Annotated in this window: 15 protein-coding genes; 4 read left to right on the plus strand and 11 right to left on the minus strand. The window is 42.4% G+C overall.

Annotation, left to right across the window (positions count from 1 at the left end; genetic code table 11):
- Nucleotides 1-56: 56 nt before the first annotated feature.
- A complete protein-coding gene (locus tag DPG01_RS10120; RefSeq protein WP_086209966.1) occupies nt 57-758 on the minus strand; it encodes a TetR/AcrR family transcriptional regulator in 702 nt (233 codons plus the stop codon).
- 116 nt (nt 759-874) lie between these two features.
- On the opposite strand from DPG01_RS10120, the gene DPG01_RS10125 reads away from it, so the two are divergent.
- The 4 genes from DPG01_RS10125 (at nt 875) to DPG01_RS10140 (ending at nt 4752) form a co-directional block, all read left to right on the plus strand.
- Nucleotides 875-2323 carry a coniferyl aldehyde dehydrogenase gene (locus DPG01_RS10125; RefSeq protein WP_110974996.1) on the plus strand — a complete coding sequence of 483 codons (1449 nt, stop codon included), beginning with the start codon at nt 875-877 and terminating at the stop codon, nt 2321-2323.
- Between the two features lie 162 nt (nt 2324-2485).
- A complete protein-coding gene (rpmB, locus tag DPG01_RS10130; RefSeq protein ID WP_000048256.1) occupies nt 2486-2722 on the plus strand; it encodes a 50S ribosomal protein L28 in 237 nt (78 codons plus the stop codon).
- Between the two features lie 12 nt (nt 2723-2734).
- Nucleotides 2735-2890 (plus strand): 50S ribosomal protein L33, encoded by a 156-nt coding sequence (rpmG, locus tag DPG01_RS10135; protein ID WP_003654787.1) that lies wholly within the window; start codon nt 2735-2737, stop codon nt 2888-2890.
- A 146-nt stretch (nt 2891-3036) separates the two neighbouring features.
- Nucleotides 3037-4752: a cation:proton antiporter gene (locus DPG01_RS10140; protein WP_086209968.1), complete on the plus strand. Its 1716-nt coding sequence runs from the start codon at nt 3037-3039 to the stop codon at nt 4750-4752.
- A 57-nt stretch (nt 4753-4809) separates the two neighbouring features.
- Here DPG01_RS10140 and DPG01_RS10145 read toward each other — a convergent pair whose 3' ends face one another.
- The 10 genes from DPG01_RS10145 to topA form a co-directional block, all read right to left on the minus strand.
- Nucleotides 4810-5088: a hypothetical protein gene (locus DPG01_RS10145; RefSeq protein ID WP_086209969.1), complete on the minus strand. Its 279-nt coding sequence runs from the start codon at nt 5086-5088 to the stop codon at nt 4810-4812.
- Nucleotides 5089-5193: 105 nt separating this feature from the next.
- On the minus strand, nt 5194-5697 hold the full coding sequence (locus DPG01_RS10150; protein WP_086209970.1) for a DUF6586 family protein: 504 nt from the start codon (nt 5695-5697) through the stop codon (nt 5194-5196).
- A gap of 75 nt (nt 5698-5772) precedes the next feature.
- On the minus strand, nt 5773-6135 hold the full coding sequence (locus DPG01_RS10155; protein WP_110974997.1) for an ASCH domain-containing protein: 363 nt from the start codon (nt 6133-6135) through the stop codon (nt 5773-5775).
- A 42-nt stretch (nt 6136-6177) separates the two neighbouring features.
- Nucleotides 6178-6438, minus strand: a complete 261-nt coding sequence (locus DPG01_RS10160) for an RNA recognition motif domain-containing protein (protein ID WP_086209972.1) — start codon at nt 6436-6438, stop codon at nt 6178-6180.
- A gap of 98 nt (nt 6439-6536) precedes the next feature.
- Nucleotides 6537-8525: an ATP-dependent helicase gene (locus DPG01_RS10165; protein ID WP_110974998.1), complete on the minus strand. Its 1989-nt coding sequence runs from the start codon at nt 8523-8525 to the stop codon at nt 6537-6539.
- Between the two features lie 154 nt (nt 8526-8679).
- Nucleotides 8680-9831: a glycerate kinase gene (locus DPG01_RS10170; RefSeq protein WP_110974999.1), complete on the minus strand. Its 1152-nt coding sequence runs from the start codon at nt 9829-9831 to the stop codon at nt 8680-8682.
- A 110-nt stretch (nt 9832-9941) separates the two neighbouring features.
- Nucleotides 9942-10514 carry an HdeD family acid-resistance protein gene (locus DPG01_RS10175; RefSeq protein WP_086209975.1) on the minus strand — a complete coding sequence of 191 codons (573 nt, stop codon included), beginning with the start codon at nt 10512-10514 and terminating at the stop codon, nt 9942-9944.
- Nucleotides 10515-10632: 118 nt separating this feature from the next.
- Nucleotides 10633-11391, minus strand: a complete 759-nt coding sequence (locus DPG01_RS10180) for a hypothetical protein (RefSeq protein WP_110975000.1) — start codon at nt 11389-11391, stop codon at nt 10633-10635.
- A gap of 68 nt (nt 11392-11459) precedes the next feature.
- Nucleotides 11460-12464, minus strand: a complete 1005-nt coding sequence (locus tag DPG01_RS10185; protein ID WP_110975001.1) for an NYN domain-containing protein — start codon at nt 12462-12464, stop codon at nt 11460-11462.
- Between the two features lie 105 nt (nt 12465-12569).
- Nucleotides 12570-15212 carry a type I DNA topoisomerase gene (gene topA, locus DPG01_RS10190; protein WP_110975002.1) on the minus strand — a complete coding sequence of 881 codons (2643 nt, stop codon included), beginning with the start codon at nt 15210-15212 and terminating at the stop codon, nt 12570-12572.
- Nucleotides 15213-15224 lie beyond the last annotated feature (12 nt).

Raw genomic sequence — 15224 nt, forward strand, 5'->3', positions numbered from 1 at the left:
TAAAATGAAAATCAAGCCGAGTATTCTAGCGCTTTTTACTCGGCTGTCAAAACACCTTATGGCTTATCATCTGATTTAAATGCGGCCAAACTCGAAAACAGCTCCGAAGGTCCCATGGTATCTAATAAACGCTCATAGGTCTCACGACTCTCACCACGTAAATATGCCCCTTCTAAGAACACCATTTGACGTAGCGCTTGCCAGACCCACTTTTCTTCTAAATGGTTTGAGTCAGTAATATGCCCTGACATATAAAGGAAGTTAGTCCAGTTGGTCAGTACAATCCATAAATTGATAATTAAGGCTTCAATTTCAGAGGCCGTCATTTGCATGAGACCTGCATCCACAAAGGCTTGATAAATCTTTTGCCCTTGCTGCATTACTTGCCCTGCAAAACGCGGGTACATCTTACGAAAATCTTCATTATTTTCAACCAAATGATAGACATCACGATGTAAAAAGCGATATGCCCATAATTGGCTACTTAATACCTGAAAATAACGAATTTTATCATTCGCATCCAATGCTCGGTCATCAGGAAGTGCAAGCATTTGCAAGGTCTCACCCTGATATTGCTCCATTAACTCTTTGATAATTTCACTTTTATTACGAAAGTGATAATACAAATTGCCTGGACTCATATTCAATTCAGCAGCAATATGGTTAGTCGTAACAGAACGTTCTCCACGCTCGTTAAAAAGCTGCAAGCTGAGCTGCAAAATACGTTCTTTGGTTTTCAACGTTTTAGTTTGGGACATCCTAAAATAACCATTCATTCAGTGCATTAGAAGACTAACACATAAAGTAACTTGACTAATTAGAGTAATTGCTCTAAAAATTAAACATAAATTGAAATGTGAAATGGTAGTGCGGTATGAACAGTCAAACAAAAACAACTTCATTGACACCACATTCTTATGATATTCAGCATCTGCATGATGTGCTTGAACAGCAAAAGTACGCTTATTTACGCTACCCACTGCCAACTGCAAAAGAGCGTATTGACCGTCTAGCACGACTTAAGCGTATCTTAGTTAAGTATCAAGATCAATTTGCAGAGGCAATTAATCAAGACTACGGCAACCGTTCAACCAGCGAGACTAAAATTGGCGAATTACTGACGTGCCTTGAGCATATTAAATATTATAGCAAGCATTTGAGCTCATGGATGAAACCATCGAAACGTCATGTTTCAATCATTCACCAACCAGCAAAAGCGTGGGTGCAGTATCAACCTTTAGGGGTGATCGGCATTATTACCCCATGGAACTATCCTCTATTACTCTCGATTGGACCCCTGATTTGTGCTTTGGCTGCAGGCAACCATGCCATGATCAAAATTTCTAGCTCATCGGCTAATTTTGGTCGTATTCTTGAAAAAGCGCTCTCTGAAGCCTTTCCTCAAGAGTTAGTTTCAGTGACCAATGGCGGGGGCGCAGTCTCCGATGCATTTTGTCGTTTAGCTTTTGACAAACTGATTTTCACAGGTTCAACCAATGTCGGTAAAACGGTCATGGCTGCTGCGGCTGAAAATCTGGTACCGCTGATCTTAGAGCTTGGCGGTAAGTCACCCGTATTAGTGCATCCTTCTATTCATTTAAAAGATGTTGCGCAACGTATTGCTGCAGGCAAACTCTGGAATGCAGGTCAAACTTGCGTGGCACCTGACTATATGTTCTTGCCTAAAGGTAAAACAGCAGAGTTCATTGATTACTTCCAAGCATGCGTAGAAGAAATGTACCCAGACATTCTGCATAATCCTGACTATACCTCGATTATTAATGCACGGCAGTACAATCGCTTACAAGGCTATCTTGAAAATGCCCGTGAACAAGGTGCACAAGTGATTCAAATCAATCCAGCCAATGAAATATTCACAGATACACGTAAAGTTCCCCCTACCTTGCTAACAGGGGTCACGCCTGAAATGCGCATTATGCAAGAAGAAATCTTTGGCCCGCTGCTTCCCATCATGGAATATGATCAAATAGACGATGTTATCGAGTTTATTAATAGCCGTCCGCGTCCACTTGCTTTATACTACTTCGACTTTGATCAGGCGCGTGCAGATTATGTTGCACAGCGTACTCATTCAGGGCATTTCGGACAAAACACGGTTTTAACCCATGTCGCACAGGACGATTTACCATTTGGTGGTGTCGGTGCATCAGGTATGGGGAAATATCATGGTCCAGAAGGTTTCTTCAGTTTGTCGCATGAACGGTCAGTGATGTCGAATCCCAAGTTATATAGCTTGAAGTTCATTCTTCCGCCGTTTAACAAGCCAATTCACAAGTTGATTTCAAAGACCCTTCTTCGTTAAATGATCAAGGCATGATCTATCACACTCGATCATGCCTAGTTTTAATGAAAATCGCTTGTCTTTTAAGCGCATTTTTGGTATAAAACGCCCCTTGAATGATTTCATCCGTTTACTTTTAATGACTAGCCGCACAATCGGTGCTGTCTAGCAATGGAGTTCACCATGTCTAAGGTTTGCCAAGTTACCGGCAAGCGTCCAGTCGTTGGCAACAACGTCTCGCACGCCAATAACAAAACCAAACGCCGGTTCGAGCCGAACCTGCATCACCACCGTTTCTGGTTAGAAAGCGAAAAACGTTTTGTACGTCTTCGCCTAACTACAAAAGGTATGCGTATTATCGACAAATTGGGTATCGAAAAGGTTGTTGCTGACCTACGTGCTCAAGGTCAAAAGATCTAAGGAGTCTGAACCATGCGTGATAAAATTCGCCTAGTTTCTACTGCTGGTACAGGTTATTTCTATACCACAACTAAGAACAAACGTACTATGCCGGAAAAAATGGAAATCAAAAAATTTGATCCAAAAATCCGTCAACACGTAATCTTCAAAGAAGCTAAAATTAAATAATTTTAGTTTTTTGGAAAAAACGACCTGTATCAGGTCGTTTTTTTTTGCTTTTTTTTCATTCGACTTGTTAAACTTTTAATCTCTTTTGGCACCGTTTGTGCTTTGCTTATTTTTCACCCTTAACTTTTTTGCTTAAGGAGTTTTTAGTGCCTCATGACGTAGATCTCATTATATTACTTGCTGTTGGCTTTGGGCTTGCGCTCATTTTCGGCTATCTTGCCGTACGCTTACGCCTCCCTCCACTCATTGGCTATCTGATTGCCGGTATTATCATCAGCCCCAACACCCCAGGTATTGTCGCAGACATGCATCTAGCGAACCAGTTGGCTGAACTTGGAGTCATGTTCCTCATGTTCGGTGTGGGCATGCACTTCTCTCTGAATGATCTATTACAAGTTCGACGTATTGCCTTACCTGGTGCAATTTTACAAATTGCTGTGGCAACTCTACTTGGTATAGGTGTCAGCATGCTCTGGGGGTGGAGCTTTGGTTCTGCACTGGTTTTTGGTCTCAGTTTATCCTGCGCAAGCACAGTGGTATTACTCAAAGCCCTAGGAGATCGCGGTCTACTCAATTCAGTTAACGGTAAAATCGCTGTTGGCTGGCTTTTGGTTGAAGATCTAGTCATGGTCTTGGTGCTGGTTTTATTACCTGCAACAGCGGTCTTACTCGGTGGCGAAGCTTTTGCAGGCAGTGAAAATACCAACATTTGGCTTACCCTCGGCACCACCCTACTTAAAGTGGCTGGTTTTATCGCTTTTATGCTGATCATCGGGAAACGTCTGGTTCCAATGATCATGCAGTTCGTCGCTCGCCTTGGTTCACGTGAGCTCTTTACTTTAACCGTAGTGGCTGCCGCGGTATCCATTGCTTTCGGTGCTTATAAAATTTTTGGTGTTTCCATGGCGCTGGGCGCTTTCTTTGCAGGGATGGTCGTCAAAGAATCTGACTTTAGCCATCGTGCAGAAGAGGAAACTCTCCCTCTACGTGAAATTTTTGCCATTTTGTTCTTTGTTGCAGTGGGCATGTTATTTGACCCACGCATCTTAGTAGAACAACCTGTGCATGTGCTTGCTGTCGTTGCCATTATCATGATTGGCAAAACCATTGCAGCTATGGCACTGGTGCTCTTCTTCCGCTATCCCATCAATACAGCTCTCACTGTAGGGGCTTCACTGGCACAGATCGGAGAATTTTCCTTCATCTTGGCAACGCTTGGGGTTTCACTCAAACTTCTGTCTTTAGAAGGACAAAACCTGATATTGGCAGGCGCTTTGATCTCCATCACTTTAAACAGTTTTGTGTTCTCTGCCATTGAGCCTGTACAACGTTGGATTCGTGAACGCTCTCATTTGGCCCGCTTACTGGAACGTAGTGGGGATCCACTAGCAATGTTGCCTGATGAAGTCTCACAGGACTATTTACGCGACCAAGTCGTGATTGTTGGACATGGTGAAGTGGGACGTCGTATTACCAAACAATTAATGGCCGAAGACATTAAAGTGGTGATTGCGGAAGAAAACCGTGAAATTGTAGAGAACCTCCGTGAGAAAGGCATTGCGGCTGTTTCTGGTATAGCAACCGATCCTGGAGTACTGATTCAAGCCCATATTCAACATGCGCGCCTGTTGGTACTTTCTCCAATGGATATTTTAGATATTCATAAGATCGTAGATATTGCCAAAACTCTCAATCCTGAGATTCAGGTCTTGGTGTGTGCGGAAAGTAAAGAAGAAGCCGAAGTAATTCGTCGTGACAACATTGGTGAAGTGTATTTTGCCAAAGAAGAAATGGCAAAAAATATGAGCAATCATATTTTAAATCAAATTCAGATTGCACATCATCAGGCACCCACCCACTAAGGAACAAACACGAGATACAAAAAAACGCACTGTTCAGTGCGTTTTTTCTTATTCAGTTTAGCTCAAGAACTGTGGTTTTTCGTCTACAACTTCAGCTTGCCACTCACCCACTTGCTTTTCAAGTAAGGCGTATAAAGCCGCTTGCACCATATGCTGTGCAACCACAGTTGCTTGATCACCCAATAGGGCTTTAACTTCATCATTAAATTGTATCGTGACTAAAGGCGCACTTTCAGAACCTGCGTTACGTAGTGCCAATTCGCCACCTTCAAGTTGAACCAATTCCAAAATGGCCTCTTGATTTCCAAATAATTCTTTCAACTGTTCTATAGACATATTTCCTCCATGTTCAACATGGTGGCAAAGGCAGTTGCACTTTGCTTCGCTTAGACTTATTGATATAAGGACAAATTTTCAAACTTCAAGCGCTGGTCATCGCTTTTAGAACTCGACCATCTCATTCCGGAAGCCATCAATCAAAGCCGTCAAGTCGCGGTGCCACTCTCTTAGAATTTTGGTATCAGGTAACCATGCTTGCGGTGTTTGCGTCACTTTAATGATCAAGTTCGATGATGTTTCAGACTCTGGTTCAGGACTCGTTGGTTCTGGCGCATACTGGCATAAACGATAAGCACGCTTTAACTCTGCGATAAACCCTTCTTTTGATAACTGCTGCAACACCGTTACCTCAGGTGAAACTTGTCCTTTAACTGCCATTTGTTCCTCAATAGATTTCAAGGTCGGGTTAAAGTCATTTAAGCGGTAGTATCTTACCAATTCCTGTAAAAAGGCCAGTACAGCACCGTGTAAATGAAAGACGGCTGCTTCACGGTGCGCTTGCGCTTGCTGCACATGATCGTTCTGCTCAGCTTGTTGACAGGCAAGGCGAGCAAAATAGAGTTTTTGATTGGTACGATCTGCATGATAGCGGGCAACACGGGTCATGAATGGTGTTCCTAATGTTTGGCGTTTTTTACAAGGCCAAGATTAAACTTTATGCACAGCAGTGCATAATGAAAATTATGCATGATCTATTTCAATAAAATAAATCTTTCTTTTGGCCATAGCGGGAGTCTGGACAAGCATTGGACGTACATTACTTAATACCCAAGCCCAATATCCTTCGTCCCAATATGATGCCATAGCCACTTCAAGCTCTTCCTCTTTCCACGGATGAATCGCCTCAACATCGACCATAGCCACAGCATATCCTAACTCTTCATCACCCTCTTGTGTCAAATAATGCTGATTTTCAACAATCAATAAATCTTTCAACGGCAAATGTGTAGGGCGCCAAGAACGTATTTCTAAAGTCTTTTTTCCTTGTGCAATGTATTGCCCCATCGGAGCAACAATAGATAATGCTGGGTAGATTTTTTTCATGCTTGACTCAATAAAAAAGGAGCATTAATTGCTCCTTCATACTTATGCTTCTGGCTTCTCAGGCTTATCTTCCGCCTGTTTCACACGAATACCGCTACCATGCAAACGCAATGTGTTTAAGCCTTTAATAGCTTTAATCGCCTCACGTGCATGTGGCATGTCCACAAAAGCGAAACCTTTCGATTTACCTGTAGCCGCATCCAGCACTAAAGTACATGATGCAACTGTGCCGTATTGTTTAAACAACTCAAGTAATTCTGCTTCTGTTACTGTACGTTCTAAACTACGAACTAAAATTTTCATTCAACAACCTTCAAAAATAGGCAAAATCATCAAAAAGCAATCGCCTACGCTACTTTCTGAACATTGCACAACAAATACCACAATGTAATCAGTTTAGTTTAATCGAGATTAATCCCAAAATCTAAATTAATCGACTGTCGTTCAATCAGTGCACTTTTAACGGTTTGCTGACGGGGCTTATGATGGGTTTCCATGCTACACAAATTTCGGGTCAAATCGTTCAAAAAATAACTTTCGACTTTCCGTCCTTGCTCATCAATCATATCTCGCGCCCACAGACTTAAATTTTGCTTGGTCAAAATCAGCTCATTCTGGGCACGGGTCAGTGCCACATACAAGACCCGACGCTCTTCTTCAACATCATTAAAATCACCTTGGGCACGAGCATGCGGATATTGCCCTGGCGTGACATTAACGACATAACATACTTTTTGCTCTGTACCTTTGGCCGAGTGAATGGTAATCAGGGTGACGACATCCGTATCCGACTGTCGTTCGATTTCAGAAATAGACACAGGATCAAGTACATATTCCTCAAGAAATTCACTCAACTGGGTATGTTTAGATGCCAATTGCTTCACTAACTCAAAGTCACCTTGGCGACGGTTCCAGTCTTTTTTATAATTTTCTGCCAATTGTGCTTCAATCGCCTGAATACCCAAACTGACGCAAGCCTGCACTTCCTGTTTTAGTACCGTCATTTGCTTCATGATCAACACGGTTTCAGCTGGAATTCGCCCAAATTTCTCTAATTTATCAAAGATCAAATCAAACTCAGGCTCCAGTAAAAGTTGCTGAGCGAGACGACTTGCCCCCACATCCCCCACCCCATTCCACAGGGTGAGAAAACGCATCCATGCAATATCATCTAGAGGATTGGCAATCACACGTAGCAGGCTCAGTAAATCTTTCACATGCGCGGTTTCAAGCAGTTTCATGCCCCCAATAAAACGATAGGGAACATTGGCCGCAATACACGCTGCCTCAATATGCCGTGCTGCAAAGCTGGAACGCACCAAGACCATGTGATCCGACCAGCGCTGTCCTTGTAAATAATGGCGCTCTTTAATGTCGATCGCAATCCATTTTGCTTCATCAAATTCATTTGGGAAAATGTGCATGCGAGGCTTTACACCCTCACCCCGATGAGCATCTAGGCGTTTATTATATTGAATCTCCGATTGATCGAGCAGCCAATTAGAAAGGTCTAAAATTTCTTGAGTGGAACGATAGTTTTGCTCCAATTTAAACACCTGAGCATTCGGCACACGGTCTTTAAAATGGTGAATATTTTCAAAATCTGCCCCACGGAAACCATAGATTGACTGCGCATCATCCCCCACACAAAACAGGCTCACTTTGTCTTTAAGCGGTTCAAGCAAGGCCCACTGCAAAGGATTGGTATCCTGCATTTCATCGACCAACATGTGTTTGCAAAGCGATGCTACATAGTCGGCTAAACCGTCTGACTGATCGAGTGCTGAGGCCACGATTGCAAGAATATCGTCATAATCTAAAAAACTACGGGCACGTTTTCGTGTCTCATACTCTTTCATGATTTCCGCAATTTGATCTTTAAAAGCCAAATGCTCAGGATGCTGTTTTTCTAAGGCATCGCTCAATTTTTGACGTGTATTTCGGGCAAAAGAATACAGATCACACAGTTCTTGCGGCTTAGGCAACTGATTGGGATTTTTCTTATCATCTTTCCCACGAATCAGGCGGAACATCATCAACTGATCATCACGATCAATAATTGAAAACTGTTCTAAACCAAAGGCTTTCGGTACGCGGCGCAGCAGATACATACAAAAAGTATGAAAAGTAGAAGCGCGCAGCCCTTTTGCCTGCTCACCTAAAGCCAACTCCACTCGCGCCACAATCTCGCTGGCTGAACGACGGGTAAAGGTTAAAATCTGGATTTGGTTGGCTGGAATCCCTTGATCAATCAGGTACGCCGCTCGCGCCACAATAGTTTTGGTCTTGCCACAGCCAGCCCCTGCAAGCACCAGACTGTGTTGTGACTCAGTCGTGGCAGCTTGTTTTTGTTGCGGGTTTAATTCATCAATTAGGCTGGCTAAACTCATAATCACTCATCAATTCGTGGATGCTACTAGTTTAACAAATCTATGACGTCAATATGAGCCTACAGCAACGATTATCCATTTCTGTCTGAAATACATCTTCAAATTTAGGCCAAGGCCTTATGCCCGAATCAATTACTGACTCAACAAATTAAAACTAATCTTGCTCAACATGATTTAAAAGCAAAAGTCGAGTGATATCCTCACAGCTGTTTTGCAAATGCTGCTCTGCATTTTTCAATGCTGTGGCTAAATCACAGTCGGATTCATTGATCGAAACAATTTGACTAAACCCTTCATCAAATAATGACTCAATATCCTCTCCAACACGTCCAGCAAAGGCAATCACTGGTTTATTCAACTGTTTGGCTAACTGAGCCACCGCCCACGGCGTTTTACCAAACTTGGTTTGGAAGTCGATACTGCCCTCACCAGTGAAGACATAATCAGCTTGCTTTATTTTCTCAGCCAGTTGGGTTTGCTCAATCACCCACGTCGCACCTGACTGAAGCTTAGCACCTGTGAATGCCATTAAGCCAAAGCCTAGTCCACCTGCGGCCCCCGCCCCTGCAACATTACGTATCTGCATATTCAGCTGTGTTTCCACCACATCTGCAAAGTGACTCAAGTTTTGATCTAACTGCTCAACCATCTCTGCACTCGCCCCTTTTTGCGGGCCAAACACATATGACGCACCCTGTGCTCCACACAGCGGATTAGTGACATCGGAGGCAATCAAAACTTGAACCTTTTGCAAGCGAGGGTCTAAAGCCTGCATATCCATCCGTTCAATCTCTTGTAAATGACCACCACCAACGGCCAGTTCAGCCCCTTGTACATCTAAAAACCTGATTCCAAGCGCTTGAGCCATGCCACTGCCTGCATCATTGGTGACACTGCCTCCGAGTGCCAAAATAATTTTTGACACACCTGCGTCCAAGGCATGCCGAATCATTTGCCCCGTTCCCAAAGTTGTGGTTAGGAGTGGATTCCGCTGCGCAGATTCAAGCAGATGAATCCCATTGGCTTTGGCCATTTCAATAACAGCCGTTTGCCCACCATCAAATAAACCCCAATACGTTTTAATTCGTTGTGATGGCAATGGCCCTGTTACCTCACATTCGACTTTTTGACCCGCTAATGATGTGAGTAAGGCATCAACCGTACCTTCACCACCATCTGCCATGGGTACATGTATACATACCGCATCAGGGATTATTTTTTGAATCCCACGTTGCATAGCTGTACAGGCCTGCTCCGCAGTCATGCTTTCTTTAAATGAATCGGGCGCAAGAACAAAAGTTTTCATCGTGTGAAATATTCCATAAATTATATTTGCCAGCTCTCAAACTTAAATAAAAAGAGTGTTGAAATATAAAAAGAGTGCTAAAGCACTCTTTTTTTGTTCAGATTAATCATTTAGGCATCTGCTGAACTTTTCGGGACTTCTCTTTTGATATAAGAAGCTAAAGAAAGATAGTTAATCCCTTGGAATAAAATATCGAATGCTAAAAATAATCCCAACACCCAAAATGGAGCATCTGGGGTAGTTAAAATCATAATCCCAGCGATTAGGGTTAAAATACCTGAAAAAAGTGTCCAGCCCCAGCCTTGGAATGTACGAAATAGTATCGCATTAAAAATACGAATCACGCCTGCAATGACCAGGAATACGGCCAAAATACTGGTCAATACAACGGCTGTTTTGACTGGTGTTGTGAAAGCATAATAACCCGCAACCCAATACAACACACCAAACAGCGCCCATAACCAGCGAAAACCGCCCTCAAAAATCTTAAAAGCCGCAATCAAATGCAGAACACCGCCTAACATCATCAATACACCAAAGATAAAGACTGCAGATAAAGTCGCGAGAGGTAGCGATGCAAAAAGGATTAAACCAAACAAGACCAATAAAATCCCTAAGCCCAAATACCACTTACGGTTTTCATGCAGTTGATGGCGAACTAAATCATTACCTACTGTTTTCATATTCTTCTCAAGTCTGATTTCGTTCATTTAGTTTTAACATGTTTTTCAACAGACTTGTAGGCATGAATTTATCCACATAAGCACACTGGATTGTGGATAAATTCGACATTATCCACAGTTACTTTTTCCAGCCAATTTCTATCGCGGTGATCTCATTCACCAAGGTATCATCAATCGTTTCTGGCATTTTACTTTGTGTTTGCGAAGTTGGTATGTGTCCAGCCATAAGCTCAGCTTTGGCTTGTGGGAACAAGGGCTGCTGATTTGGATATGCATAACCTACGGGATACATCGGTTGCCCAGTAGCTAAGTCATATTTATCACTGGCACCAAAGGCATGAAAAAGCTCATGTGCAAGCACCACTTTGTTTTGCTCTGTTTGCTTGGTCGATGCAAATAAATTCACTGAACCAATACGCCCTTTTTGCAAAGCTGTTGAGTGTTTCAGTTCTTTGGTCAGTGCAGGTTCATAATAGTTCAAATACAAAGTAACAGCTGGTGCGCCATCTGAACCTTGATGATTTTTCCACGCATAATAACGGAACTTTAAACTCCACATTACAGTATCCAACAAGCTCGCCTGCTCAGGTACTTTAGGTGGTAACTGCTTGAGCTCGCGTCCAAGTTGGAAATAAATTGAAATCGGCTGGCCACGATATTGTGCTGACATCTGCTCTAAATAGCCTTGTACCCCTTGTAAGTTTCCAAGGTTCAGTTGCTGAATATATTGCTGAGTTGTAGCCTGTCCATCTGCATTCACTGGATGGAGTAATACAATAATGGGCTTGTTCCAATCTTGGTTCTGATCCCTGTAAGCATTCACAGCGACCACCAATAAAATCAGCAGCAAGATTAAAATACGAAGTTTTTTCCACATATCCCCAAAATCCAATTTTCTTAATCACTTATCTAAAAATACCAACTGATTTAGTACGCCAATAAAATCTAAAGCAAAACTCTATTAATTTTTACAAACTTATTATTATCTAATTCTTTAAACTCAAGCCAGCCAGAATGTATTGATTCTACAGCTTCTTCATAATTTCTAATATTTAAATCAGAATTTTTCAAATATTTAATAATATCAGACATCTGAACCCAACCATCATCTACTGAGTAATTATTAATTGCCTTTTGCACTAGGCGAATAAATGTACTAAAACTACTTTTCCTTAAATACATTTGGCTTCCATTCATTTTAGTCTCAAAAATACCTAAAGCTTTAACTAAACTAGATAATTTATCAAAACCATAATTTCTAGTATCAAAATCAGGTTTCACAGCATTAATATAACCACCTACTAACCCTAAATACGCCCAGCCACTATCATCCGAATTATCTTTAACTGCTTTATAAATCAAGTTTAAGGTTGCCCGATCAACTGTTTCTGGAATAATTCTTTCTTTTGGTTGGATTGCTGCTTTTTGATCAGTTGCTTTCAAGGTTTCTACTATTTTTTTGGCCGTAGATTCAGAAAGGAACTCATCTTCAATATTTTTAAGATCGCTACCCACAATTAAATTTTCAACATAAATAAATTTATCGCATGCCTTCTTAAATGCTTCTGGTGTTTTCTTTTTTCCAAAGCCATAAACACTTAAACCATTTTCACGAATCCGAGATGCTAAAGGCGTAAAGTCACTATCACTGGAGACGATACAAAATCCATCCAAAGCCCCTGCATAAAGTAAATCCATTGCATCAATAATTAGGATCATATCCGTAGCATCTTTACCTTTTGTATAGGCAAACTGCTGAACTGGTGTAATTGCATGTGGTAAAAGCACTTCACGCCAATTTTTTAGAGTTTCACTACTCCAATCTCCGTATACGCGCTTTACGCTAGCAATACCATATTTAGCTACTTCTTCAAGTACTGATGGAATTGCACTAATTGATGAATTATCAGCATCAATTAATACGGCAAACTTTTTTGTTTGTATGTCCACGTATACCCCAATATGCTATTTTTTATAAATTATGATTAAAGGATTGTGACATAAAAAATGCCCACCAAAGTGAGCATTTCTTGATTATTTCTAAGCAATTAAAACTTAAGCTTCAACCCATTTTCCATCATTGAACACCAATGACCACTTGGTTTGCTTACCTTCAGGCGTTTCAGAGCCAATATATTGCGCTTGATTCTTACGACTAAACTTCACAAGTGTTGGATTGCCTTCTGGATCAACATCAGGTGCTTGCAAAATAAACTGATACTTTGGATCAAGCTGATCAGCCACCGTACGCAATTCAGCAACCTTCGGAGCACGTGTTTCACGTACTTTCGGGAACTTACTTGCAGCTAAGAACAGACCCGCCGCACCATCACGCAGGACAAAAAAGTCATCATGCTTGGTTGAACGTAGATGTTCCATTTTAATCGGGTCGACACGCGGAGGTGCAGGTTGACCACTTTTCAGTACTTTACGCGTGTTGTCACAGCTGTTACAAGCAAAGTAAGGGCCAAAACGCCCTGTCTTTAACTGCATTTCGCCATCACACTTATCACATGGAATGGTTGGGCCATCATAGCCTTTGATTTTGAACTCACCTTCTTCAAGCTCAAAACCAGCACAATCAGGGTTATTACCACAGATATGTAATTTACGACCACCATCAATCACATAGCTGTCCATTGCGGTTTCACAAATCGGACAACGCTTTTTCGACATCAAGTCTGCTGTTTCTGCTGCATCATCGTCCGAGAGTGCTGCAAGTGATTCAACTGGTGTTAAGTTCAACGTGCCTTTACAACGCTCTTTCGGTGGCAAGTTATAACCTGAACACCCTAAGAACACACCTGTAGTTCCTGTACGAATCTGCATAGGACGGTCACATTCTTTACAGTGAACGGCTTCGACTTCAACAGGTTGGTTACGGCGCATACCGCCCTCACCTTGAGCATTGGTCAGTCGGTTTTTGAAATCACCATAAAAACTGTCAAGCAACTCTTTCCAATTACGCTCACCATCTGCCACTTTATCCAACTGACCTTCTAGATCCGCGGTAAAGTCATAATTCATGAGGTTATTGAAACTTTCATCCAAACGATCTGTAACAATCTCACCCATTTTTTCTGCATATAGACGGCGGTTTTCTAGTTTGACATAACCACGATCTTGAATGGTTGAGATAATCGCCGCATACGTTGATGGACGGCCAATCCCTTTCTTCTCAAGCTCTTTCACCAGTGACGCTTCGGTAAAGCGTGCAGGTGGCTTGGTAAAGTGTTGCGATGGATCGAGTTTTTCAAGTTTGAGGATTTCACCCACTTTGACCGCTGGCAATAATACATCGTCATCTGACTTGTTTTGACCGCGGACTTTGGTGAAACCATCAAATACCAGTGTGCGACCTTTAGCTTTGAGCTCAACACCGTTTGCATCGACTAAAATAGTTGATGACAGGTATTCTGCTGGGGTCATTTGACACGCGACGAATTGACGCCAGATCAGGTCATACAACCGCTGAGCATCACGCTCCACACCCACTAAACTGTCACCTTTTAAAGCCACATTTGATGGACGAATCGCTTCATGGGCTTCTTGTGCACCCGCTTTGTTACCATAGCGGTTCGGCTTAGCAGGCAGATACTTTGCCCCAAACTCTGTCTCAATATGATGACGCACCATATTCACCGCATCGTCGCTCAAAAAGGTCGAGTCGGTACGCATGTAGGTAATAAAACCCGCCTCATACAAACGCTGCGCCAACATCATGGTTTTCTTCACTGAGAAACCCAGACGTGTACTCGCGGCTTGTTGTAAAGTCGAGGTGATATACGGCGCACTCGGATTGACCTTGGTCGGTTTATCCTCACGTGCTGACACTTTGTAATCTGCGTCTTTAATGAGCTTCAGTAAAGCATCGGTATCGGCTTTATTGCGTAATTTTAGGGTTTTACCCGCTTGCTTGACCGCCTCTAAACGAATGTCATCCGTCTGTGATTTGGTATCTGCAAAAACTTGCCAATATTCTTCTGGGACGAACGCACGAATTTCACGTTCACGTTCAACCACCAGTTTCACGGCAACAGACTGAACACGACCAGCAGACAAACCGCGGGCAATTTTTTCCCAAAGTAATGGGGAAATCATAAAGCCAACAACGCGATCTAAGAAACGACGGGCCTGTTGCGCATTGACTTTATCAATATCAAGACGTGCTGGATGTTTAAAAGCTTCTTGAATGGCATTTTTGGTAATTTCATTAAAAACGACACGTTGGTAACGAGAGTCCGCACCACCAATGACCTCTTTAAGATGCCATGCAATGGCCTCTCCCTCACGGTCCAAGTCCGTTGCGAGATAAACCTCGTCAACCTGCGAAGCAAGCTTTTTCAGTTCAGCAACCACATGCTCTTTGCCTGGAAGCACTTCATAATGAGCTTTCCAGTCATGTTCAGGGTCAACCCCCATACGATTGACCAAGGCATTCTGTGCTTTTTCAGCTTTCTGAGCATCGGTCAGTTTGGTTCGTGTCGCTGGCTTTTTTTCTGCAGTCTTACTTGAGCCACCCGTCGGTAAATCACGAACGTGACCAACGGAAGACTTCACAATGTAATTCGAGCCTAAATATTTATTGATTGTTTTCGCTTTTGCAGGCGACTCCACAATTACTAAAGCACGTTTTTTCCCAGCCTCAGGAGAATCTGCTGTAGTACTTTTGGATGTGGAGCGAGGAGCTTTCGCCATATTAACCGTTAA

It is taken from the genome of Acinetobacter sp. WCHAc060042, assembly GCF_003231195.1.
GTDB lineage: Bacteria > Pseudomonadota > Gammaproteobacteria > Pseudomonadales > Moraxellaceae > Acinetobacter.

Bases quoted from the DNA above. Each gene is read 5' to 3' on its own strand.
- DPG01_RS10145 (WP_086209969.1), bottom strand. From the start codon at position 5,088: ATGTCTATAGAACAGTTGAAAGAATTATTTGGAAATCAAGAGGCCATT.
- DPG01_RS10155 (WP_110974997.1), bottom strand. From the start codon at position 6,135: ATGAAAAAAATCTACCCAGCATTATCTATTGTTGCTCCGATGGGGCAA.
- DPG01_RS10150 (WP_086209970.1), bottom strand. From the start codon at position 5,697: ATGACCCGTGTTGCCCGCTATCATGCAGATCGTACCAATCAAAAACTC.
- topA (WP_110975002.1), bottom strand. From the start codon at position 15,212: ATGGCGAAAGCTCCTCGCTCCACATCCAAAAGTACTACAGCAGATTCT.
- rpmG (WP_003654787.1), top strand. From the start codon at position 2,735: ATGCGTGATAAAATTCGCCTAGTTTCTACTGCTGGTACAGGTTATTTC.
- DPG01_RS10170 (WP_110974999.1), bottom strand. From the start codon at position 9,831: ATGAAAACTTTTGTTCTTGCGCCCGATTCATTTAAAGAAAGCATGACT.
- DPG01_RS10120 (WP_086209966.1), bottom strand. From the start codon at position 758: ATGTCCCAAACTAAAACGTTGAAAACCAAAGAACGTATTTTGCAGCTC.
- DPG01_RS10160 (WP_086209972.1), bottom strand. From the start codon at position 6,438: ATGAAAATTTTAGTTCGTAGTTTAGAACGTACAGTAACAGAAGCAGAA.
- rpmB (WP_000048256.1), top strand. From the start codon at position 2,486: ATGTCTAAGGTTTGCCAAGTTACCGGCAAGCGTCCAGTCGTTGGCAAC.
- DPG01_RS10175 (WP_086209975.1), bottom strand. From the start codon at position 10,514: ATGAAAACAGTAGGTAATGATTTAGTTCGCCATCAACTGCATGAAAAC.
- DPG01_RS10180 (WP_110975000.1), bottom strand. From the start codon at position 11,391: ATGTGGAAAAAACTTCGTATTTTAATCTTGCTGCTGATTTTATTGGTG.
- DPG01_RS10125 (WP_110974996.1), top strand. From the start codon at position 875: ATGAACAGTCAAACAAAAACAACTTCATTGACACCACATTCTTATGAT.
- DPG01_RS10165 (WP_110974998.1), bottom strand. From the start codon at position 8,525: ATGAGTTTAGCCAGCCTAATTGATGAATTAAACCCGCAACAAAAACAA.